The following is a 17624-nucleotide window of genomic DNA, read 5'->3' as shown; positions in this document are numbered from 1 at the left end:
CAGGTTTCCGGGGGACTAGCCGCATGACCCATCTTCGCGCCAGCGCCGCCATCGGCGTGCTCGCCTTCCTGCTGGGCGCCGGATCGGCCCTTGCCCAGGGCTCGGCGGTCGCGCCCGTCGTCTCGACCGCCCCCACCGTCGAGGGCGGCGCCAACGGCGTGGCGCTGCTGCGCAACCCCGCCGCGCCGGAAAAGAGCCTGATCGCCGCCACCGGCGAAGGCGGCGGGCTGGAGCTCTACAGCCTGGACGGCCAGCGGGTCGGCACCATTCCCGGCGGCGAAGTCTATGGCGTCGACGTGCGCGAGCAGGACGGCAAGCCGCTGCTGGCGCTGCTTGACCGCAAGGGCGGCCGCCTGCGCCTGGCCGCCTACGATTTCGCCACCGGAGCGGCCGCCGGCCTCGACGCCAAGCCGTTGACGCTGGACTACGCCGGCGAAGGCGTCTGCCTGTATCGCGGCGCCCACGACGGCTCGCTCTACGCCTTTACCCTGGGCGTGGCCGGCCAGATGGACCAGTGGCTGCTGTTCCCCACCGCCGACGGCAAGCTGGACGGGCGCATCGTGCGCCGCCTGCACCTGTCGTCCGAGGCCAAGTATTGCGTCAGCGACGACGCCAGCGGCGCGCTCTACGTCGCCCAGGAGGCGGTCGGGATCTGGCGCTACGACGCCGATCCCGAAGCCGAGGCCGTGCCGACCCTGGTCGACGCCAACCGCCTGGGCCATATCGCCGGCGAGGTCGCGGGCCTGGCCCTGGTCGACGGCGGGCCGAGCGCCCGTTTCCTGGTGGCCGCCAACGCGACCGCCGGCGGCTACAACGTCTATGACCGCGCCCAGGACGACGCCTTCGCCGGGACCTTCCGTATCGGAACGGGCGACCAGAACGCGGTCGAGAACCCCTCGGGCCTGTTCGCCCTGCGCGGCCCCCTCGGCGAGCGCCTGCCGGCCGGAGCCCTGCTGGTGGCCGACGACCGCAAGGCCGATGCGAACATGAAGGTCGTCTCGTGGGCCGACATCGCCGCCGGCCTGAAGCTGGCGACCGGCGACGCCGCCGGCTCCAAGCCGGCCAAGGGCTTCGCCACTGTCCATCCGACCATGGAGACCCGGCCCGTCGACCACGACGGCGACGCCGCCGACGATCCGGCGATCTGGGCCAACCCGGCCGATCCGGCCAAGAGCGCCATCATCGCCACCGACAAGAAGGGCGGCCTCCTGGTCTACGACCTGTCGGGCCAGCCTCTGCAGTATCTGGCCGACGGCAAGATGAACAATGTCGACCTGCGGGCCGGCTTCAAGCTGGCCGGCCGCGAGACGATCCTGGTCGCCGCCAGCGACCGCACCCACAAGTCGATCGCCCTCTACACGCTGGATCCGGCGACGCGGCAGCTGACCTCGGTGGCCGACGGCGTGCAGGCCACGGGGCTTTCGGACCCTTACGGCCTTTGCATGTATCGCGGCCGCAAGGGGCAGACCTACGTGTTCGTCGGCGATCCCGACGGACTGGTGCGCCAATGGAAGCTGGTCGCCCAGGCCAATGGCAAGGTCCGCGCCGTACCGGTGCGCGACGTCAAGTTCGACACCCAGACCGAGGGCTGCGTCGCCGACGACGAGACCGGCGCCCTCTACGTGGCCGAGGAAGACGTCGCCCTGTGGAGGCTGGGCGCCGAGCCGACCGACCGCAAGGAACCCAGGGCGATCGACCGCGTCGCTTCCAATCCGGCCCTCAAGGACGACCTGGAAGGCGTGGGGCTTTACCGGCAGGCGGGCGGCAAGGGCTATCTGGTCGTCTCCAGCCAGGGCAACAACAGCTACGCCGTCTATCGCCGCGAGGGCGACAACGCCTATGTCGGCAGCTTCTCGGTCACGGCCGACGGGGCCAAGGGCATCGACGGCATCTCCGAGACCGACGGCCTGGACGTGACCAGCGCCTCGCTGGGCGCGGGCCTGGAAGACGGCGCCTTCGTGGCTCAGGACGGCCGCAACGTCTTCCCGCCGCAGCACCAGAACTTCAAGCTCGTGCCGTGGTCGGCGATCGCCGGGGCGCTGGGGCTGAAGTAGGCGAACCTCCCCCCTGCGGGGGTGATCGCGGCAGCGATCGGTGGGGGCATGACTTTCAGGCGTTGCGGCAGCTGAGAACGCCCCTCTCCGTCGCCTCTGGCGACACCTCCCCCAGAGGGGGAGGATCTCTAGAGCGCGCCGAACAGCCTGGCCTGCAGCGCATCCCGCATGGCGCCGAACGCGGCTTCGCGGTCGGCGGGGGCGGCGAAGCGGAGCTTGCCGATCAGGCCGCCCATCAGGGTGGACCAGACCATGGCGTCCAGACCGTCGGCGTCGTTGACGCCCTGGCGGCGCAGCATCCGCATCGAGGTGGCGCCGCGGGTGGCGCGGACGGCGGCGGCCAGCGGCTGCAGGGCCGGCTCGCGGGCGGCGGCCAGTTGCAGGGCGCCCAGCGCCCGCACCCGGGCCGAAAAGCCGCCTGTGGGCGCCATCACGGTGGCGACGCCGGTGTCGTCGGCGCTGGCCAGAACCTCGGCGCGGACCTGGCGGTGAAGCTCGACCATCGCCGCCTCCACGAGATCGGCCTTGGTGCGGAAGAAATAGGTGGTGGCGGCCAGCGACACCCCGGCCCGGGCGGCGACGTCGCGCTGGGTCAGGCGGGATACGCCGCGATCGGCGATGCCGGCTATGGCCGCCTCGACGATACGGCGGGCGGTGTCGTTGGCGTGCTCGCGCTCGGGCAGGACCTCGTCGGGCGCGGGACCGGGCGGTACGGGTTCGATCGGCGCCTTGGCCAGCCGCGCGCCCAGGCGCCGGAAGGCCGGGACCAGCCACAGGAGGCGCTCGCCAGCGTCGGGCTCGACATGCAGCAGGGTGCAGAGGCCGACCGCGAGACCGGCCCAGCCGTCGGCCTCGATCTCGGATGCGCCCAAGTCCAGCGCCGTCTCGCGCCAGAAGGCGAACTCGGCCTGGCCGCCCTGCCCGGCCGCAGCCTGCAGTTCGAGGTCGCCGCCGACCTCGGCCTCGATCTCGAACTCGCCCAGCAGCACGAAGCCCAGGCGGCCGGCATCCAGCCGTTCGGCGACCAGCAGGGTCAGGCGGTCGGCCAGGCTGTTCCAGCGCGGTCCGCGCGACAGGCCATCCGCCAGCGCGGCCCGCTGGCGCGCCGCCTCTTCCAGGGCCAGGGCCTGGATCCGCCGCAGGAAGCCGGCGCGATCGCCGAAATGATAGTTCACGGCCGAGGCGGCCGCGCCTGCGCGCGCCGCCGCCGTGCGTGCGCTGACGGCCCCCAGCCCTTCGTCCAGGGCGATGCGGTAGCCCGCCTGCGCCAGTTGGTCGGCGGGATCCAGGTCTGCGAAAGCCATGCCCCGTGTGTGGCTGGACAGCCGTTCGAACGCAAGTCTGGACAAGCGTTCAAGTTGCGAACCAGCCCAGGCGAGGGCACCACCACACTTCGGATATTTTCTTCAATAATTTCAACATTAATTTCCGCAATACATCAATCCGTCGCCTAAATTTCACGACAGTTTCACACGGTACATTCGTTCGAATTGCTATCCGCCCCTCGTCTTCATCGAGGGGAAGCCATCATGATCCGCGCCCGCCGGAGCGCCGCCAAGGCCCTGCTGCTCACCACCGCCGCGCTCGCCCTGCCGATCGCCGCCCACGCCGCAGACGCGGCTCAACCCGCCGCGGTCGCGACCGCCGCCATGGCCACCGGCCGGGTGATCGGCACGGACGGGGCCTATCTGGTCGCCGCCGAAGTGTCGGCGCCGAAACTGGGCCTGCGCACCACTACCGACCGCGAGGGCCGCTTCAGCCTGGCTCTGCCGGCCGGCGCGCAGACCCTGCTGGTGCGCTATCCTGGCCTGCCCGACCGCTCGGTCGAGGCCAGCGCCGGCGCCGCGCCGATCACCGTCAGCTACGCCGACAGCGCCGAGATGGAGGCCGTGGTCGTGACCGCCGGCCCGATCCTGGGCTCGCAGGCCGCGGCCATCGCCCAGCAGCGCGCCGCCGACAACATCATGAACGTGATCGCCGCCGACGCCATCGGCCGCTTCCCCGACCAGTCGGCCGCCTCGGCCCTGTCGCGCATTCCCGGCGTCGCCATCGAACGCGACCAGGGCCAGGAGCGCTATGTCCAGCTGCGCGGCGCGCCCGAGCGCTGGACCGTGGTGTCGGTCGACGGGATGAACGTGCTGGGCGCCGAGGAACGGGTGTTCCGCTTCGACTCCGTGCCGGCCGTGGTCATCCAGACCATGGAGGTCAACAAGACCCTGACGCCCGACCAGCCGGCCGAGGCGCTGGCCGGCCGCATCAACATCGTCACCGCATCACCCTTCGACCGCCGCGGCTTCCACGTGTCGGGCGATATCGGCTACGGCGAGATGGAACTGGGCGATGGCCCCCAGCGCCAGGGCTCGATCCGCGGGTCGTGGTCGAACGACAAGTTCGGCGTCGTCGCCGCCCTCGCCCACTACCGCCGCAACCAGACCACCGACAACCGCGAGATCGGCTGGAACAACGACCAGAACCTCGACACCGTCGACACCTTCAGCTTCCGCTCCTACCGCCTGGAGCGCGAGAACAACGCCGGACAGCTGGGGCTGGAGTACCGGCCGGACGGCGGCGGCCGGATCTTCTTCAACAGCCTGTATTCGGAATTCATCGACCGCGAGCAGCGCAACCAGTACGACTTCTCGCTGTGGAACGCCCGCACCCAGACGGCGGCCAATCGCGGCCCCGACAGCGGCTTCGCCGACGGCGCGGCCTACACCGCCAGCTGGCAGTATGGCCGCTATTACAGCGACACCTTCGCCAACACCCTGGGCGGCGACCATGACTGGGCCGACACCTCGATCAAGTGGCGGCTGAACTACACCCATACCGACGCCGGCGCCTATCTGCCGCTGATCCGGCAGAACTTCGGCCGCCTGTCGCTCGTCTACAGCGGCGCGACCTCGGGCATTCCGGACCTCGACCTCTACACGACCAACCTTTCGGGCGCGACCTACAGCCGGGGAACGGCGCTGTCGGCCCTGCCGCAGACCGGCTCGCAGGCCGACGTGCTGATCCCGATCGTCTACACCACCGACACCGACGCCTGGACGGGCCAGGTGGACATCGCCCGTGACTGGACCCCGTTCGGCGTCAGCTCCACCTTCAAGGCCGGCGTGAAGTACGACATGCGCAAGGCGACCGGGAACACCTTCTCGGGCATGCCGGGCTCGACGCCGATCCTGCAGCAGCTGGCGGGCCAGACCGGCGGGACCTGGAGCGTCACCCCCCGGATCACCAACGCCCAGTGGACTAGCGACTTCGCGCGGGGCTGGGGCGTCAACTATGTCGACAACATCGGCCTGCGCCAGGACCTGGACGCCCTGCTGGCCAAGGCCTCAAGCGCCGGCCTCTACAACGCCGCGGGGAACGTCCTGCCGCAGGACCGCTTCGCGGTCGACGAGAACATCCTGTCGGCCTACGCCCAGAACAAGTGGCGGCTGGGCAAGTGGGAGGTGCTGGCCGGCCTGCGTGTCGAAAGCGTCGACCTGGAAAGCCGGGGCGTGGCGGTCGCCAGCGGCGTCCAGACGCCGATGACGGCCAAGCAGAGCTACACCGACCTGTTCCCCAGCCTGCACGTCAACTACGAGGTCACCGACGACGTCAAGGCGCGCTTTGCCTTGATCAGCGGCGTGGCCCGCCCCTCGTTCGGCGAGGTCCGCACCAGCGTGTCGGTCGACGACATCGCCGAGACGGTCAGCGGCGGCAATCCGGACCTGAAGCCCGAGCGGGCCTTCGGCTTCGACACGGCGCTGGAATGGTACCTGCCCGGCGCGGGCCTGCTGTCGGCCTCGGCCTTCTACCGCCGGATCGACGACGTGCTCTTCGACAGCCACCGAATGGTCGGCGACGATCGCTACGGAGCAGCCCGCAGGGACTACACCTACGTCACCACGCTGAACGGTTCGGACGGTAAGATGGCCGGCCTGGAGCTGGCCTACATGCAGCAGTGGCGGTTCCTGCCGGGCGCGCTGAGCGGCTTCGGCTTCCAGGGCAACGTCACCTTCCTGGACGGTGAGTTCAAGACGCCCGAAGGCGTCAAGAGCGCCTTCCCGGGCCTGTCGGACACCCTCGTCAACGCCTCGATCTTCTACGAAAAGTACGGCCTGTCGGCGCGCCTGTCGTACCAGTGGCGCAACGATTGGCTGGACGAGCCGAGCGCCGACGCCACCGACCACACCTACTGGGCCGCCACCGAGCAGCTTGACCTGTCGCTGCGCTACCAGCTGCGCGACGGCGTCACCGTCTATTTCGACGCCAGCAATCTCACCGACGAAACGGGCATGCGCTACCAGGGCCACGCCAACCGCCCGATCGAAGCCGAGGGCGTGGGCCGCCGGTTCATGGGCGGCGTGCGGTTCAACTTCTAAAATCGGGACACAGAAAAATGCTGATCCGCAACATGCTGACGGCCGCCTGCGCGGCGGCCGTCCTCGCCGCCCCGGCCGTCCAGGCCCGCCCGGCTTCCGCTTCAGTCACAGAGGCCTCGGTCGTGCTGAAGGACGGAACCTACCAGGTGGCCTGGAAGACCAGCCGCCCCGGCGCGCCGGTCGACCTCTATGTCGCCGGCTCGCCCGGCGCGCCGCTGAAGGCCATGCGCAAGCTGGCCGACAACGACAAGGACGGCGCGGCCAGCGTCACGGCCGCCGAGGCCGGCGCGAACCGCCCCTATTTCTACGTCGTCGCCGATGGCGAGAAGACCGGCCTCCGCACGGCCACCCGCGTGGTGCCGTTGCAGGGCGCGGCCAACTTCCGTGACCTGGGCGGCTATTCGGCGGCGGGCGGCAAGCACGTGCGCTGGGGCCAGGTGTTCCGCTCCAACGGCCTGTCGACCCTGACCGACGCCGACTACAAAACCGTCGGCGACCTGGACGTGAGGCTGGTCTGCGACCTGCGCACCGACCAGGAGCGCAAGACCCAACCCACCGTCTGGCGCGGCGGCAAGGCCGTGCCGGTGTTCCTGAACTCGCCCAAGGCGGGCCTGGACATGGACATGAGGGCGCTGTTCGGCAACGGCCCGCCCAGCGCCGAGGCCGTCCGCGCCAACTTCATCGGCTTCTACAAGCTGATGCCGGAAGCCTATGCCGGCGAATACAAAGCGATGTTCGAGAAGCTGCTGGCGGGCGACGCGCCGATGCTGGTGCACTGCTCGGCAGGCAAGGACCGCACGGGCGTGGCCTCGGCCCTGATCCTCACTGCGCTGGGCGTGCCGCGCGCCCAGGTGACCGCCGACTACGCCATGAGCGAGACTCTGCTCGACACCGAGAGCAGCCGCCGGGCCATGGCCGCCGGCGCCAAGTCGGATGATCCGAACGCCGCCATGTTCGCCAAGCTGCCGCCGGAGATCACCCGCGTGCTGATGCGCACCGAACCGGCCTATGTGGAAGCGGCGCTGGACGCGGTCACCGAGAAGTACGGCTCGGTCGAGGCCTATCTCGACAAGGTGCTGGGCGTCGACGCCAAGGACCTGGCCAGCTTGCGGGCCCGCTACCTCGAATAGTAGTTTCATTTTGTGGGATCAATGCTCACAAAATGAATGGATAATCCTCCAGATCGCTCTATGGTCTGACCAATTCGACCAAGCTGCCTGACAGCTTCGCGATCTGGAGGAAACCCATGCGGCTGACGTCGCTGCTGGCCGGCCTGGCGGCCGCCGTCTTGGCTACAACCGCTTGGGCGCAGGACGCCTGGGTCAGCGACAAGCGCTCGCCGGGCGCCCTCCCCATCGCCGGCGCCGAGATCCTTTATGCCGAAGGCGACTTTCCCGTCGTCGGCCTGGCCGCCAGCGACCTGCGGGACGACCTGGGCGCGGTCCTCGGCAAGTCCCCTTCCCTGTCCACCGGCAAGCCGAGCGGCCGGACCGCGATCATCGTCGGGACGCTGGGCAGGAACCCGCTGATCGACGACCTGGTGCGCGACGGCAAACTGGACGTCGGCGACCTTTCCGGCGCCTGGGAAAGCTTCGTCATCGCCGTGGTCGACAAGCCCGCGCCCGGCCTCGACAAGGCCCTGGTCATCGCCGGCAGCGACCGGCGAGGCGCGGCCTTCGGCGCCTATGAACTGAGCCGTGCGGCCGGGGTCTCGCCCTGGACCTGGTGGGCGGACGTGAAACCCCAGCGGAAGAAGGCGCTGTACGTCGCCGCTGATGCCCGCCGCTTCGGCCCGCCATCGGTGAAGTACCGCGGGATCTTCATCAATGACGAGGACTGGGGTCTTCAGCCCTGGGCGGCCAAGACCTTCGACCCGGCCTATGGCGACATCGGGCCCAAGACCTATGAGAAGGTGTTCCAGTTGCTGCTGCGGCTGAAGGCCAACACCCTGTGGCCGGCCATGCACGAGGTGACGAGGCCCTTCAACGCCGACCCGGCCAACGCTGTCCTGGCCGACCGCTGGGCGATCGTCATGGGCTCGTCCCACGCCGAACCGATGCTGCGCAACAATGTCGGCGAGTGGAAGGCCGGAGCCGAGGCGTTCAACTACGCGGCCAATCCGGACGGCGTGCTGGACTACTGGCGCGAGCGGGCCAGATCGAACGGCAAGTACGAGAGCATCTACACCCTGGGCATGCGGGGCATCCACGACTCCGGCATGGTCGGCGGCGGCGACATCGACGGCCAGCGGGCGCTGCTGGAGAAGATCATCACCGACCAGCGCGGCTTGATCGGCCAGCATGTCGCCCCGAAGGTCGATACCGTCCCCCAGGTGTTCACCGCCTACAAGGAGGTGCTCGACATCTATCGCTCGGGCCTGAAGGTCCCCGGCGACGTCACCCTGGTCTGGCCGGACGACAATTTCGGCTACATCCGCCAGCTGCCGAACGCGCAGGAGCGCAAGCGGCCCGGCGGGTCGGGCGTCTATTATCACCTGTCCTATCTGGGCGCGCCGCTGTCGCACCTGTGGCTGTCGACCGTGCCGCCGGCCCTGGTGATCGAGGAGATGGGCCGGGCCTACGACCTCGACGCCCGCCAGCTGTGGGTCGTGAACGTCGGCGACATCAAGCCGGCGGAGCTGGGCACGCAGCTGTTCCTCGACATGGCCTGGGACATCGACCGCGTGCGGGCTCTGGGCGCCCATGGCTATGAGCAGGCCTTCGCCCGCGAGACCTTCGGGCCCGCGCAAGCCAAGGCGATCGCGCAGATCCTGGCCGATCACCACCAGCTGAACTTCGAGCGCAAGCCCGAGCACCTGCAATGGTTCTGGGGCAAGGGCTCGACGCCGCGCTCCAGCCCGCTGTCGGTCGCGCAGGCGAATGCGCGGCTGGCGCGGTTCGACGCCCTGGTGGCCAAGCTGGACGCGCAGGCCGCGAAGATTCCGGCGCAGCAGCGCGACGCCTGGTTCGAACTGGTGGACTATCCGGTGCGGGCTGCGGCCCTGGCCAACCACCGCTTCTTTGACGCCGAGGCTTTCGACCGGCTGATCGGCGAGCGGCCGGACGAGGCCCGCGCCCGCGCGGCCAAGGCCCGGGAGGCCGATGCGCAGATCACCGCCCTCACCCGCCGTTTCAACGACGAGATCGCCAGCGGCAAGTGGCGCGGGATCATGTCTGTGGAGCCTGCCGACGGCTCGTGGACCTCGTTCCGCCAGCGACCGTTCGCGGCCCCGGCGACGGATGCGACCGCGCCGCGCCTGGCGCCCTCGCCTGCCGAGGACGAAGGCCTGATCGTGATCGAGGCCGAGACGGCCCGCGGCCAGGGCTGGCGGCGGATCGACGGGCTGGGGCGCGGCGGGGCGTCGATGGCGGCCGGCGACGTGCGCGAGGCCTCCACCGACGGTGCGACGCTGGACTATGCGGTGAAGCTGCCGGCCGGCGCCTGGGCGCTGGAGCTCGACCTGCTGCCGACCTTCCCCCTGAACGGCCAGACGGCGCTGCGGCTGGCGGTCAGCGCCGACGGCGGCGCACCGGCGATGGTGGTCGCGCCGCGCAAGGTGGGCGACAAGGCCTGGGCGCAGGGCGTGACCGATGGTCGCCTGCGGGTGGGCGCGGGCATTACGCTGTGCGGCGGCGAGCACGCGATGCGGGTGACCTCGGTGGATCCGGGCGTGGTGCTCGACGCGCTGGTTCTGCGGCCGGCGGGAGCGTGCGCACCTTGATCCTTCTCCCTATGGGAGAGGGATCAGAACGCCGCCTCGAAGGCTTCGAAGTCCTTCTCAAGCCGCCATTGCATCGCGGCCTTCAGGTTCTTGCTGAGGAACACGTCGCAAGCCGTGCCGGGCTTGGCGCATTCGGCCGCGCCGCGCAGGCTCTTGCCCGGCAGGAAGGCGTATTCCAGGCTGTCGCGGGCGATGGTCTTGAGGTCGGCATAGCGCAGGCCGTGCTCGGTGGCGGCGCGGACATATTCGTTGGTCAGGTCGATGCGCGAGACGCCCTCGTCGTCGGTGGACAGCACCACCGGCACGCCGGCCTGGCGGTAGAGCGACAGCGGGTGGTCGGCGCCCTTGACGCCCAGGATGACGTCGTTGCTGGTCAGGTTGATCTCGACGGCGACCTTGTCCCTGGCCATCTGCTTGAGCAGGCCCGGCGCGTCGTGCTCGTAGGCGATGTCGACGCCATGGCCGATGCGCCTGGCGCCCGCCACCATCACGGCCTGATTGATGTGGAAGGTCAGGTCGCGCGGCGGCGTGAGGCCCAGGGTCAGCTCGCCGGCGTGCAGGGCCATCGGGACCCTGGGGTAACGGCCCGACAGGTACTTCATCATCTTCATGTGCAGGGCGTAGTCGCCAAGCGAGACCGGGTGGTCCTCGGGATTGACGATGTTGACCCCGACGAAGCGCGGGTCGGCGTCGACCAGGGCGAAGGCGGCGGCCATCTGGGCGAAGACGAAGCCGGCCGGCTGGGCGCGCTCGACGAAGGGCTGGAAACGCACCTCGACGGCGCAGGGACCGGCGGTTCCACTGTTCTGCGCGCAGTCCAGGCGCTTGTCGGCTTCGGCGAGGGCCGCGTCCATCTCCTTGCGCGAGGCCTCGACCATGGCCGGCAGGCCGGGCGCGAAGGCGGCGTAGGTCTTGGCGAAGTCGCCGGTCCAGCGGCCGGCCTCGCGTTCGGCGAAGGCGCGCATGGCGTTAGGATTGGCCGAGCTCTCGACATAGGAGACGCGGTCCTGGGCGGCATATTCGCGGGTGACGGCGACCATCGGCCCGATATTGGGCACGGCGGCGGCGGCGAAACGCTCGAAGGTCGAGAAGAACTGGTCGTGGCCCGAGGCGGCGGCATAGTCGGCCCCGCGGTCGTAGTTGCGCACCGACAGGCTGTCGATCACCCGGTTGTAGAGGGCCGGATCGCGGCGGGCGAGGCCGGCGGCGGGGACGGTCGCCTTGCCGTCACCCCCATCTTCCTTGCAGGGCGCGGACGTCAGGGCCGGCGGCGTGGCGGTGGAGACGCAGAGGCCGCCCTCGCCCGCCCAGGCGATGAAGTCCTCGGCATAGGGCGCGCCCCACAGGTGGTTGTGCAGGTCGCCGCCCTTCGGCATGGCCTGCAGGAAGAGCCGCAGCCTGGCCTTGTCGCCGGCCGCGGCGTCGAAGGCGGCCGATGCGCGCGCCTCGGACGGCGACGGAGCCGCGTGGGCAGGCAAGAGGGTCAACAGCCCGCCTGCGATCGCTATTCCGCTCGCCAGCCATTTCGTTCGCGCGCGCATCGTCCGCCCCCAGATCCTTTCTGGCCTACCGACGATGATTTGCGGCGTTTGGCAAATCGCGGGCGGCGAAAAGGACCGGAAGACGACGTCAGGATCAGAGGCTGAGCAGCGGGAAGCGCTCGGCCGCCTTGGCGTTGGTGGTCGAGCTTTCCGTCCCGCCCTCGGCCAGGGCGGCGACGCCGACGCCCAGCAGCCAGCCGGTCAGCATCAGGCCCAGGCTGGAGTTGAAGGCTTCCAGCGCCTCGCGCACAGGCTCCATGCCCGGCTTGGTCAGGTTGAAGTCGGCCTGGCCGACGGCGGCGCCCGTGATGCTGCTGGTCCACCCCGACGAAGCGCCGTCGGCCTCGTGGATGACGAAGCCGTCGTCGTGGGCGGCGTCGAGCGCCCGGCCGTCGGTGCTGAGCGACACCGACAGGTCGCCCTTGGTCAGCTCGCTGACGCCGTCGACCACCAGAGCCTGGTCGCCGCGGGTGATGACCAGTTGCTCTGCGTAGGTCATGGCGCCGCCGGGCGTCGTGGTGGTGTTGATCGTGATCTTCGTGCCGTTCTCGAGCTGAAAGGTCGTGGTGCCCCAGAAGTCGCCGATGTGCTTGCCGTTGTAGTCGACGTGGGGATCCCCCCAGATGCGGGTCGTGTTGCCATCGGCGTCGCGCACGATGACCTCGGAGCTGGCCTCGTTGATCGACAGTGTGTAGCCGTCGCCGATGTCGATCTCGGCCTTGCCGGCCTCGGGCATGCTGGCGGTGAAGGACGGCTGGGCCGGGGCGGGCTGGAACAGCCCGGCGACCATCGCGCCCAGAGTGAACTGCATGGCGCTGAAGGTCTTCAGCGATTGGCCCAGGCCCGCCCCCACGCCGGTGAGGATCGCCGCGTTGAGCGCCGTGCTGACGGCGCTGTTGATGGTGGTCATCGCTCCTACCCCTGCTCGATCGGATGGCCGCCGGGTGCGGCCTGCGACGAAAGGTGGCGCCAAGCGGGGCGGTCCAGATAGCTGGGGCGTATCCCATCAGGGAAAACCCTAGGTCGCGCTACGCGCGCCCCCTCCGGCCCTTCGGGCCACCTCCCCCAGAGGGGGAGGATCCTGGCGCTCTAGATGCTCCCCCTCTGGGGGAGCTGTCGCGAAGCGGCTGAGGGGGTCAACCCTTCCCGTCCAGCCCTCGCAGCACCTGCAGGATCACCGTCGGCCGGGCGCCGATCTCGTTGAGCAGCAGCTGGACGAGGCCCGTCAGCATGGCCAGGACCACGGCCGTGGCGATCCACGACTTGATGGCCAGGCCCAGGGAGAAGACGTTCAGCTGCGGGGCGTAGCGGTTGATCAGGCCAAGGCCGCCATCGACGAGATAGAGCACGATCAGCGCCGGGGTCGCCAGCATCACCGCCATCACCATCAGCCGCGAGAACTCGCCCTCGAACAGCGACAGGCTGCGTAAGGAAAGGACCGGGGTCAGGCTGCCGATCGGCCAAACCGCGTAGCTGTCGAGGATCACCCCGACCATCAGCAGGAGGCCGCCCGAGAACATGAAGACGAAGTTGGCCAGGCGGCTGAGGAACTCGCCGGTCAGCGAGGTCTGGTGGCCGCTCAAGGGGTCGACCACCTGGGCGATGGTGGCGCCGACCTTGGCGTCGATGATCTGGCCGGCCGCCTCCAGGGCCCACAGCATGGTCCCGAAGAAGAAGCCGATGACCAGGCCCACCAGGGCCTCCTTGGCGAAGATCATGATCCACTGGACCGTCGGCAGCTCCATCTGGGCCAGCTGGGGCTGCAGGGTGATGACGATGATCCCGAAGGCCAGGAAGATCGAGTTGCGCACCAGGGCCGGCACGGTCTCGGGCGACAACAGCGGCAGCAGCATGAAGGCCGCCGCCACCCGGGTGGCGCCGACGGCCAGGATCAGGGTGTTCTCGAAGATCGCCCCGAGCCAGTCGGGGGCTCCGATCATGCGCCCCTCGTCATCGGCGGACCATGGCCGGGAACTCGGTGAACACCCGGTCGCCGAAGCGATAGAGCGTGCCGCCCAGCAGGCTGGCGGTGACGAAGATCGTCAGCACGATGGCGAAGAACTTGGCCGCGTATTGCAGGGTCTGCTCCTGCAGCTGGGTGGCCGACTGGATGACCGCCACGAAGAGGCCCACCAGCGAGGCGGCGACGATCGGCGGGGCCGACAGGATCAGCACCAGCCACAGGGCCTGGTTGACGAGCTCGATGGCCTGGGCGTTCAGCATGGCGCGGCTCCCGTCACGTGTAGGACAGCACGAGGCCGTGCGAGAGCTTCACCCAGCCGTCGATCAGCACGAACAGCAGGAGCTTGAACGGCAGCGACACCGTCGTCGGCGACAGCATCATCATGCCCATGGCCAGCAGGATGTTGGAGACCACCAGGTCGATGATCAGGAACGGCAGGAAGATCAAAAAGCCGATCTGGAAGGCCGCGGCCAGCTCCGACACGGTGAAGGCCGGGACGACGACGATGAAGTCGCGCTGGGTCAGGGCGCGGGCCTTTTCCGGGCCGTTGATGCGCTGGGCGGTCTTGAGGAAGAAGGCGCGCTCGCGGGGCGTCGAATGCTTGATCAGGAACTCGCGCAGCGGCTCCTTGGCCTTGTCGGCGTAGGTGAACAGGGCCTGGGTGTCGCTGCTGACGGCGGCGATCGGCTTCACGTCCTGGTTGGCGGCCGCCATCTGCTGGCCGACCGGATACATGACGTAGAGGGTCAGGATCAAAGCCAGGCCGTTGAGCACGATGTTGGGCGGCACCTGCTGCAGGCCCAGCGCATTGCGCAGCAGGCTGAGCGTGACGACGATCTTGGTGAACGAGGTGACCATCACCGCCACGAACGGCGCCAGCGCCAGCAGAATGACGGTGATGAGGGCCGAGCCCGGCGAGAATTGGGTCAGGTCCATCGGGGTTCAGCCCTCGCCGCCTATGGTCTCGACCAGCACGCCCCAGGCCTCGCCGACGGGGACGAGGCGGCCGCGGGCGATGGCGCGATCGCCGGCCAGCAGCACGGCGGGGGCGTCCTCGCGCGGGCCAGCCAGAACAACGGTGGAGCCGGGACGCAGGCCCGCCAGCTCCGACAACGGCAGACTGGCCTCGCCCAGCAGCACCTTCAGCGGCACGGGCAGATCGGCGGGGGCGACAGGCGCCGCGTCGGGGGCGGCCTCTGTCGGGGCGACGGCGATGTCGAGCGGCGGGGTCATGGCGCTCTCCTCGATGGCGTTGAGCGTGAAGCGACGATGAGAAAGCTCGAACCGGCCGACGAGGCGGCGGTCGAACAGGGTCAGGGCGGCCAGGCCGGGGCGGCCGGCCGACAGCGGGGTCAGCACGATGTCGCCCGGCCGCAGGGTCGCGGCGGCCTGGGCCGGCAGCTCCGGGCCGTCGAGCACCAGCGGCCCGGCGGCGGGCACGGCCAGGTGCGCGCCAGGGGCCCAGGGGTCGAAGATCGGCTGCGGCCAAGCGTGGGCGACCTCGGGATCGACGGCCAGCACGAGGCGGGCGAAAGGCGCGCCGTCCTGGGCCTCGACGACGATCGACAGGGCCAGCAGACCGTCCGGAGCCTCGGTCTCGACGCCCAGGGGCGACAGGCTCTCGGTGGTGGCGGCCTCGACGGCGGCCAGGACCGGCTCGACCCGGTCGAGAGCGATCAGCAGCTCGGCGTCGTCGGCCGGGACGAAGGCCGCGCCGGAAAGCGCGCGGATCGCCAGGCGCAGGTTCGGCGCATCGTCGCCAAACAGGATCCATGGACCCACACCGGCCTCGGCGTCGAGGGCGACGCGGGTGACGAGGCCGGGCGCACGCAGGGCGGCCAGCACCGCCAGGGCGTGGTTCCGGGCGACGAGATCGGAAAGCTCGGCGGCGGCGGGCGAGGCGCCCTCCCCGGCCTGGAGGTCGAGGGAGGCGGTCATGCGTCGTCGTCCACGCTGCCGGTGACGGCCATGCGCACCAGCCGGGTCAGGCTGGTCGCCTCCATCTTGGTCATGATCCGAGAGCGGTGCAGCTCGACGGTCTTGGGACTGATGCCCAGGTCGTAGGCGATGACCTTGTTGACCTTGCCGGCCACGACCAGGGCCATGACCTCGCGCTCGCGCTCGGTCAGGCCGGCCAAGCGGCGGGCATAGGCCTCCTGGCCGGGGGTCAGGGCCGGCCGGGCCTGGGCGAAGGCGCGCTCAAGGGCGGCTTCGAGCGCCGCTTCCTGGAACGGCTTTTCCAGGAAGGTGATCGCCCCCTTCTGCATGGCCTCGACCGCCAAGGGCACGTCGCCGTGGCCGGTCATGAAGATCACCGGCCGCTCGCAGCCCCGGGCCTTGAGCGCATCGAGCAGCTCCAGCCCCGACATGTCTGGCATGCGCACGTCGAGCAGCAGGCAGGCGTCGGGCGGCGGATCGCCGGCGTCGAGGAAGGCCCGGGCCCCGTCGAAGGTGGAGACGGCGTAGCCCAGGCTTTCCAGCCACCAGGCGGCGGACTGGCGAAACTCGCCGTGGTCGTCGACCAGGCAGACCGCGCCCAGCACGCTGGGCTCTGGTGTCGGGATAGAGGGGGTGGTCATGGCTCCTCCTGGCGCGCCGCGGGCAGCGCGATGTGGAATACGGTCCCCCCCTCGGGATCCGGGGCGTGCCAGAGACGCCCGCGATGCAGTTCGACGATGGACCGGCAGATCCCAAGGCCCACGCCCATGCCGCCTGGCTTGGTCGAGAAGAACGGCGAGAACATCCGCCCTTCCGCCCCCGCCTCGACGCCCGGACCGCTGTCGGCGACGGTCAGCTCGACCATTCGATCGCTGCCCTCCATGGGCGCGGCGGCGATGGTCAGGCGACGGGGACCGGGCCGGCCGCGCATGGCGTCAAGGCCGTTGCGGGCGAGGTTCACCAGCACCTGCTGGATCATCACCGCGTCGCCCAGCACCGGCGGCAGGGCGGCGAAGTTGCTGCGGGCGACAACCTTGTCGCGGGCGATCTCCCAGTCGAGCAGGTCGAGCGTGGCGCGCACCAGGCGGGGCAGGTCCAGCGGCTCGACCTGGGGCTGGCGCTGCTCGACGAAGGAGCGCATCCGCTGGATGACGCCCGAGGCGTAAAGCGCCTGCTCGGCGGCGCGGTCGAGGGCCTCGACGCCCTCCTCCGTCGACAGCGCCCCGCGCGACAGCCGGGCCTTCAGGCCGCGAGCGATATTGGCGATGGAGCCGATCGGCTGGTTCAGTTCGTGGGCGATCATCGTCGCCATCTCGCCCACCGACATGACGCGCGATGTCAGTAGCAGGCGTTCGCGGTCGGCCAGGCGGCGGCCTTCCGCCTCCTGGCGCTCGGCGGCGCTGGACAGGATCAGGCAGATACGGCCGTCGCCGTGGGCGGCCCGGGCCTCGAAGGCCTGGCCGTCGAGATCCAGCGGAAAGAGCCCGCCCTCCCCGCGCCGCGCCGCCTCGACCGCCGCCAGCAGGCCGCCCTCCGGGGTCAGGCCGGGCCGGAGGTCGGGGGTCAGCCGCGCGAAGGCGGGCGAGCACCAGGCCAGGCGCGGCGCGCCGGCGTCCTCGAAGGCGGCGACGGCCAGACCCAGGACTTCCAGCGCCTCGGCCTCCGGCGATTGCGACAGGAGCGCGGCCAGGCCCGTCATGCGACACACTGGCCGGCTGGGCAAAACGGGCCGGCTAGGGAAAACCCGACTGGCGGGCGCGCGTTGTCTTTCGTATCGAGAGACTGAAGGAGCTCGCCATGTCCACCAGCCGTATCGACGCCCCGTCCGTCTCCGGCGTCTGGAGCCACGGTCTTTCCGGGATTTCCCCGGCCGGCGAGCCCTCGCGCGCCCAGGCCTTCGGCGACTTCTCCGGCTTCTCGCGCCATGACGGCCGCATCGGCCTTTCGGGCGCCGCCCGCGACCTGGACGATGCGTCCCGCGCCGTGGCCGATCGCCTGACCGACACCCGCGACAACAACTTCATCTAGGGTTAGCGTCGC

Annotated in this window: 14 protein-coding genes; 5 read left to right on the top strand and 9 right to left on the bottom strand. The window is 70.1% G+C overall.

Annotation, left to right across the window (positions count from 1 at the left end):
* Positions 1–23 precede the first annotated feature (23 nt).
* Positions 24–2054 (top strand): phytase, encoded by a 2031-nt coding sequence (locus tag ACODR1_RS07045; protein WP_488879818.1) that lies wholly within the window; start codon positions 24–26, stop codon positions 2052–2054.
* 128 nt (positions 2055–2182) lie between these two features.
* On the opposite strand, the gene ACODR1_RS07040 is transcribed toward ACODR1_RS07045, so the two are convergent.
* On the bottom strand, positions 2183–3358 hold the full coding sequence (locus ACODR1_RS07040) for a TetR/AcrR family transcriptional regulator (protein WP_488879817.1): 1176 nt from the start codon (positions 3356–3358) through the stop codon (positions 2183–2185).
* Positions 3359–3583: 225 nt separating this feature from the next.
* On the opposite strand from ACODR1_RS07040, the gene ACODR1_RS07035 reads away from it, so the two are divergent.
* The 3 genes from ACODR1_RS07035 (at position 3584) to ACODR1_RS07025 (ending at position 10142) form a co-directional block, all read left to right on the top strand.
* On the top strand, positions 3584–6421 hold the full coding sequence (locus ACODR1_RS07035) for a TonB-dependent receptor (protein WP_488879816.1): 2838 nt from the start codon (positions 3584–3586) through the stop codon (positions 6419–6421).
* Positions 6422–6438: 17 nt separating this feature from the next.
* Positions 6439–7551, top strand: coding sequence for a tyrosine-protein phosphatase (locus ACODR1_RS07030; protein WP_488879815.1), 1113 nt, complete (start codon positions 6439–6441; stop codon positions 7549–7551).
* 116 nt (positions 7552–7667) lie between these two features.
* Positions 7668–10142 carry a glycosyl hydrolase 115 family protein gene (locus ACODR1_RS07025; RefSeq protein WP_488879814.1) on the top strand — a complete coding sequence of 825 codons (2475 nt, stop codon included), beginning with the start codon at positions 7668–7670 and terminating at the stop codon, positions 10140–10142.
* 23 nt (positions 10143–10165) lie between these two features.
* Here ACODR1_RS07025 and ACODR1_RS07020 read toward each other — a convergent pair whose 3' ends face one another.
* From ACODR1_RS07020 to ACODR1_RS06985, 8 genes are all read right to left on the bottom strand, one after another.
* On the bottom strand, positions 10166–11629 hold the full coding sequence (locus tag ACODR1_RS07020; RefSeq protein WP_488879813.1) for an adenosine deaminase family protein: 1464 nt from the start codon (positions 11627–11629) through the stop codon (positions 10166–10168).
* Positions 11630–11777: 148 nt separating this feature from the next.
* A complete protein-coding gene (locus ACODR1_RS07015) occupies positions 11778–12593 on the bottom strand; it encodes a DUF1521 domain-containing protein (RefSeq protein WP_488879812.1) in 816 nt (271 codons plus the stop codon).
* A 226-nt stretch (positions 12594–12819) separates the two neighbouring features.
* On the bottom strand, positions 12820–13623 hold the full coding sequence (gene sctT, locus ACODR1_RS07010; protein WP_488879811.1) for a type III secretion system export apparatus subunit SctT: 804 nt from the start codon (positions 13621–13623) through the stop codon (positions 12820–12822).
* Positions 13624–13633: 10 nt separating this feature from the next.
* The gene (sctS, locus tag ACODR1_RS07005; protein ID WP_058348272.1) at positions 13634–13906 is read right to left on the bottom strand and encodes a type III secretion system export apparatus subunit SctS; all 273 of its coding nucleotides are present in this window, start codon (positions 13904–13906) and stop codon (positions 13634–13636) included.
* A gap of 13 nt (positions 13907–13919) precedes the next feature.
* Positions 13920–14582 carry a type III secretion system export apparatus subunit SctR gene (gene sctR / locus ACODR1_RS07000; protein WP_058348271.1) on the bottom strand — a complete coding sequence of 221 codons (663 nt, stop codon included), beginning with the start codon at positions 14580–14582 and terminating at the stop codon, positions 13920–13922.
* A gap of 6 nt (positions 14583–14588) precedes the next feature.
* A complete protein-coding gene (locus tag ACODR1_RS06995) occupies positions 14589–15584 on the bottom strand; it encodes a FliM/FliN family flagellar motor switch protein (RefSeq protein ID WP_488879810.1) in 996 nt (331 codons plus the stop codon).
* Positions 15581–16225 carry a response regulator transcription factor gene (locus tag ACODR1_RS06990; RefSeq protein WP_488879809.1) on the bottom strand — a complete coding sequence of 215 codons (645 nt, stop codon included), beginning with the start codon at positions 16223–16225 and terminating at the stop codon, positions 15581–15583. The genes ACODR1_RS06995 and ACODR1_RS06990 overlap by 4 nt, the downstream gene beginning before the upstream one ends.
* Complete coding sequence (locus ACODR1_RS06985; RefSeq protein ID WP_488879808.1) at positions 16222–17283, bottom strand: sensor histidine kinase; 1062 nt, start codon at positions 17281–17283, stop codon at positions 16222–16224. The genes ACODR1_RS06990 and ACODR1_RS06985 overlap by 4 nt, the downstream gene beginning before the upstream one ends.
* A gap of 98 nt (positions 17284–17381) precedes the next feature.
* Between ACODR1_RS06985 and ACODR1_RS06980 the strand changes: the two genes are divergently transcribed.
* Entirely contained in the window at positions 17382–17612 is a 231-nt protein-coding gene (locus ACODR1_RS06980) for a hypothetical protein (protein ID WP_488879807.1), read from the top strand.
* Positions 17613–17624: the final 12 nt, after the last annotated feature.

The organism is Caulobacter sp. FG7, from assembly GCF_057808875.1.
The sequence above is the reverse complement of the archived record's forward strand: the minus strand, read 5'-3'. Positions and strand labels throughout refer to the sequence as shown.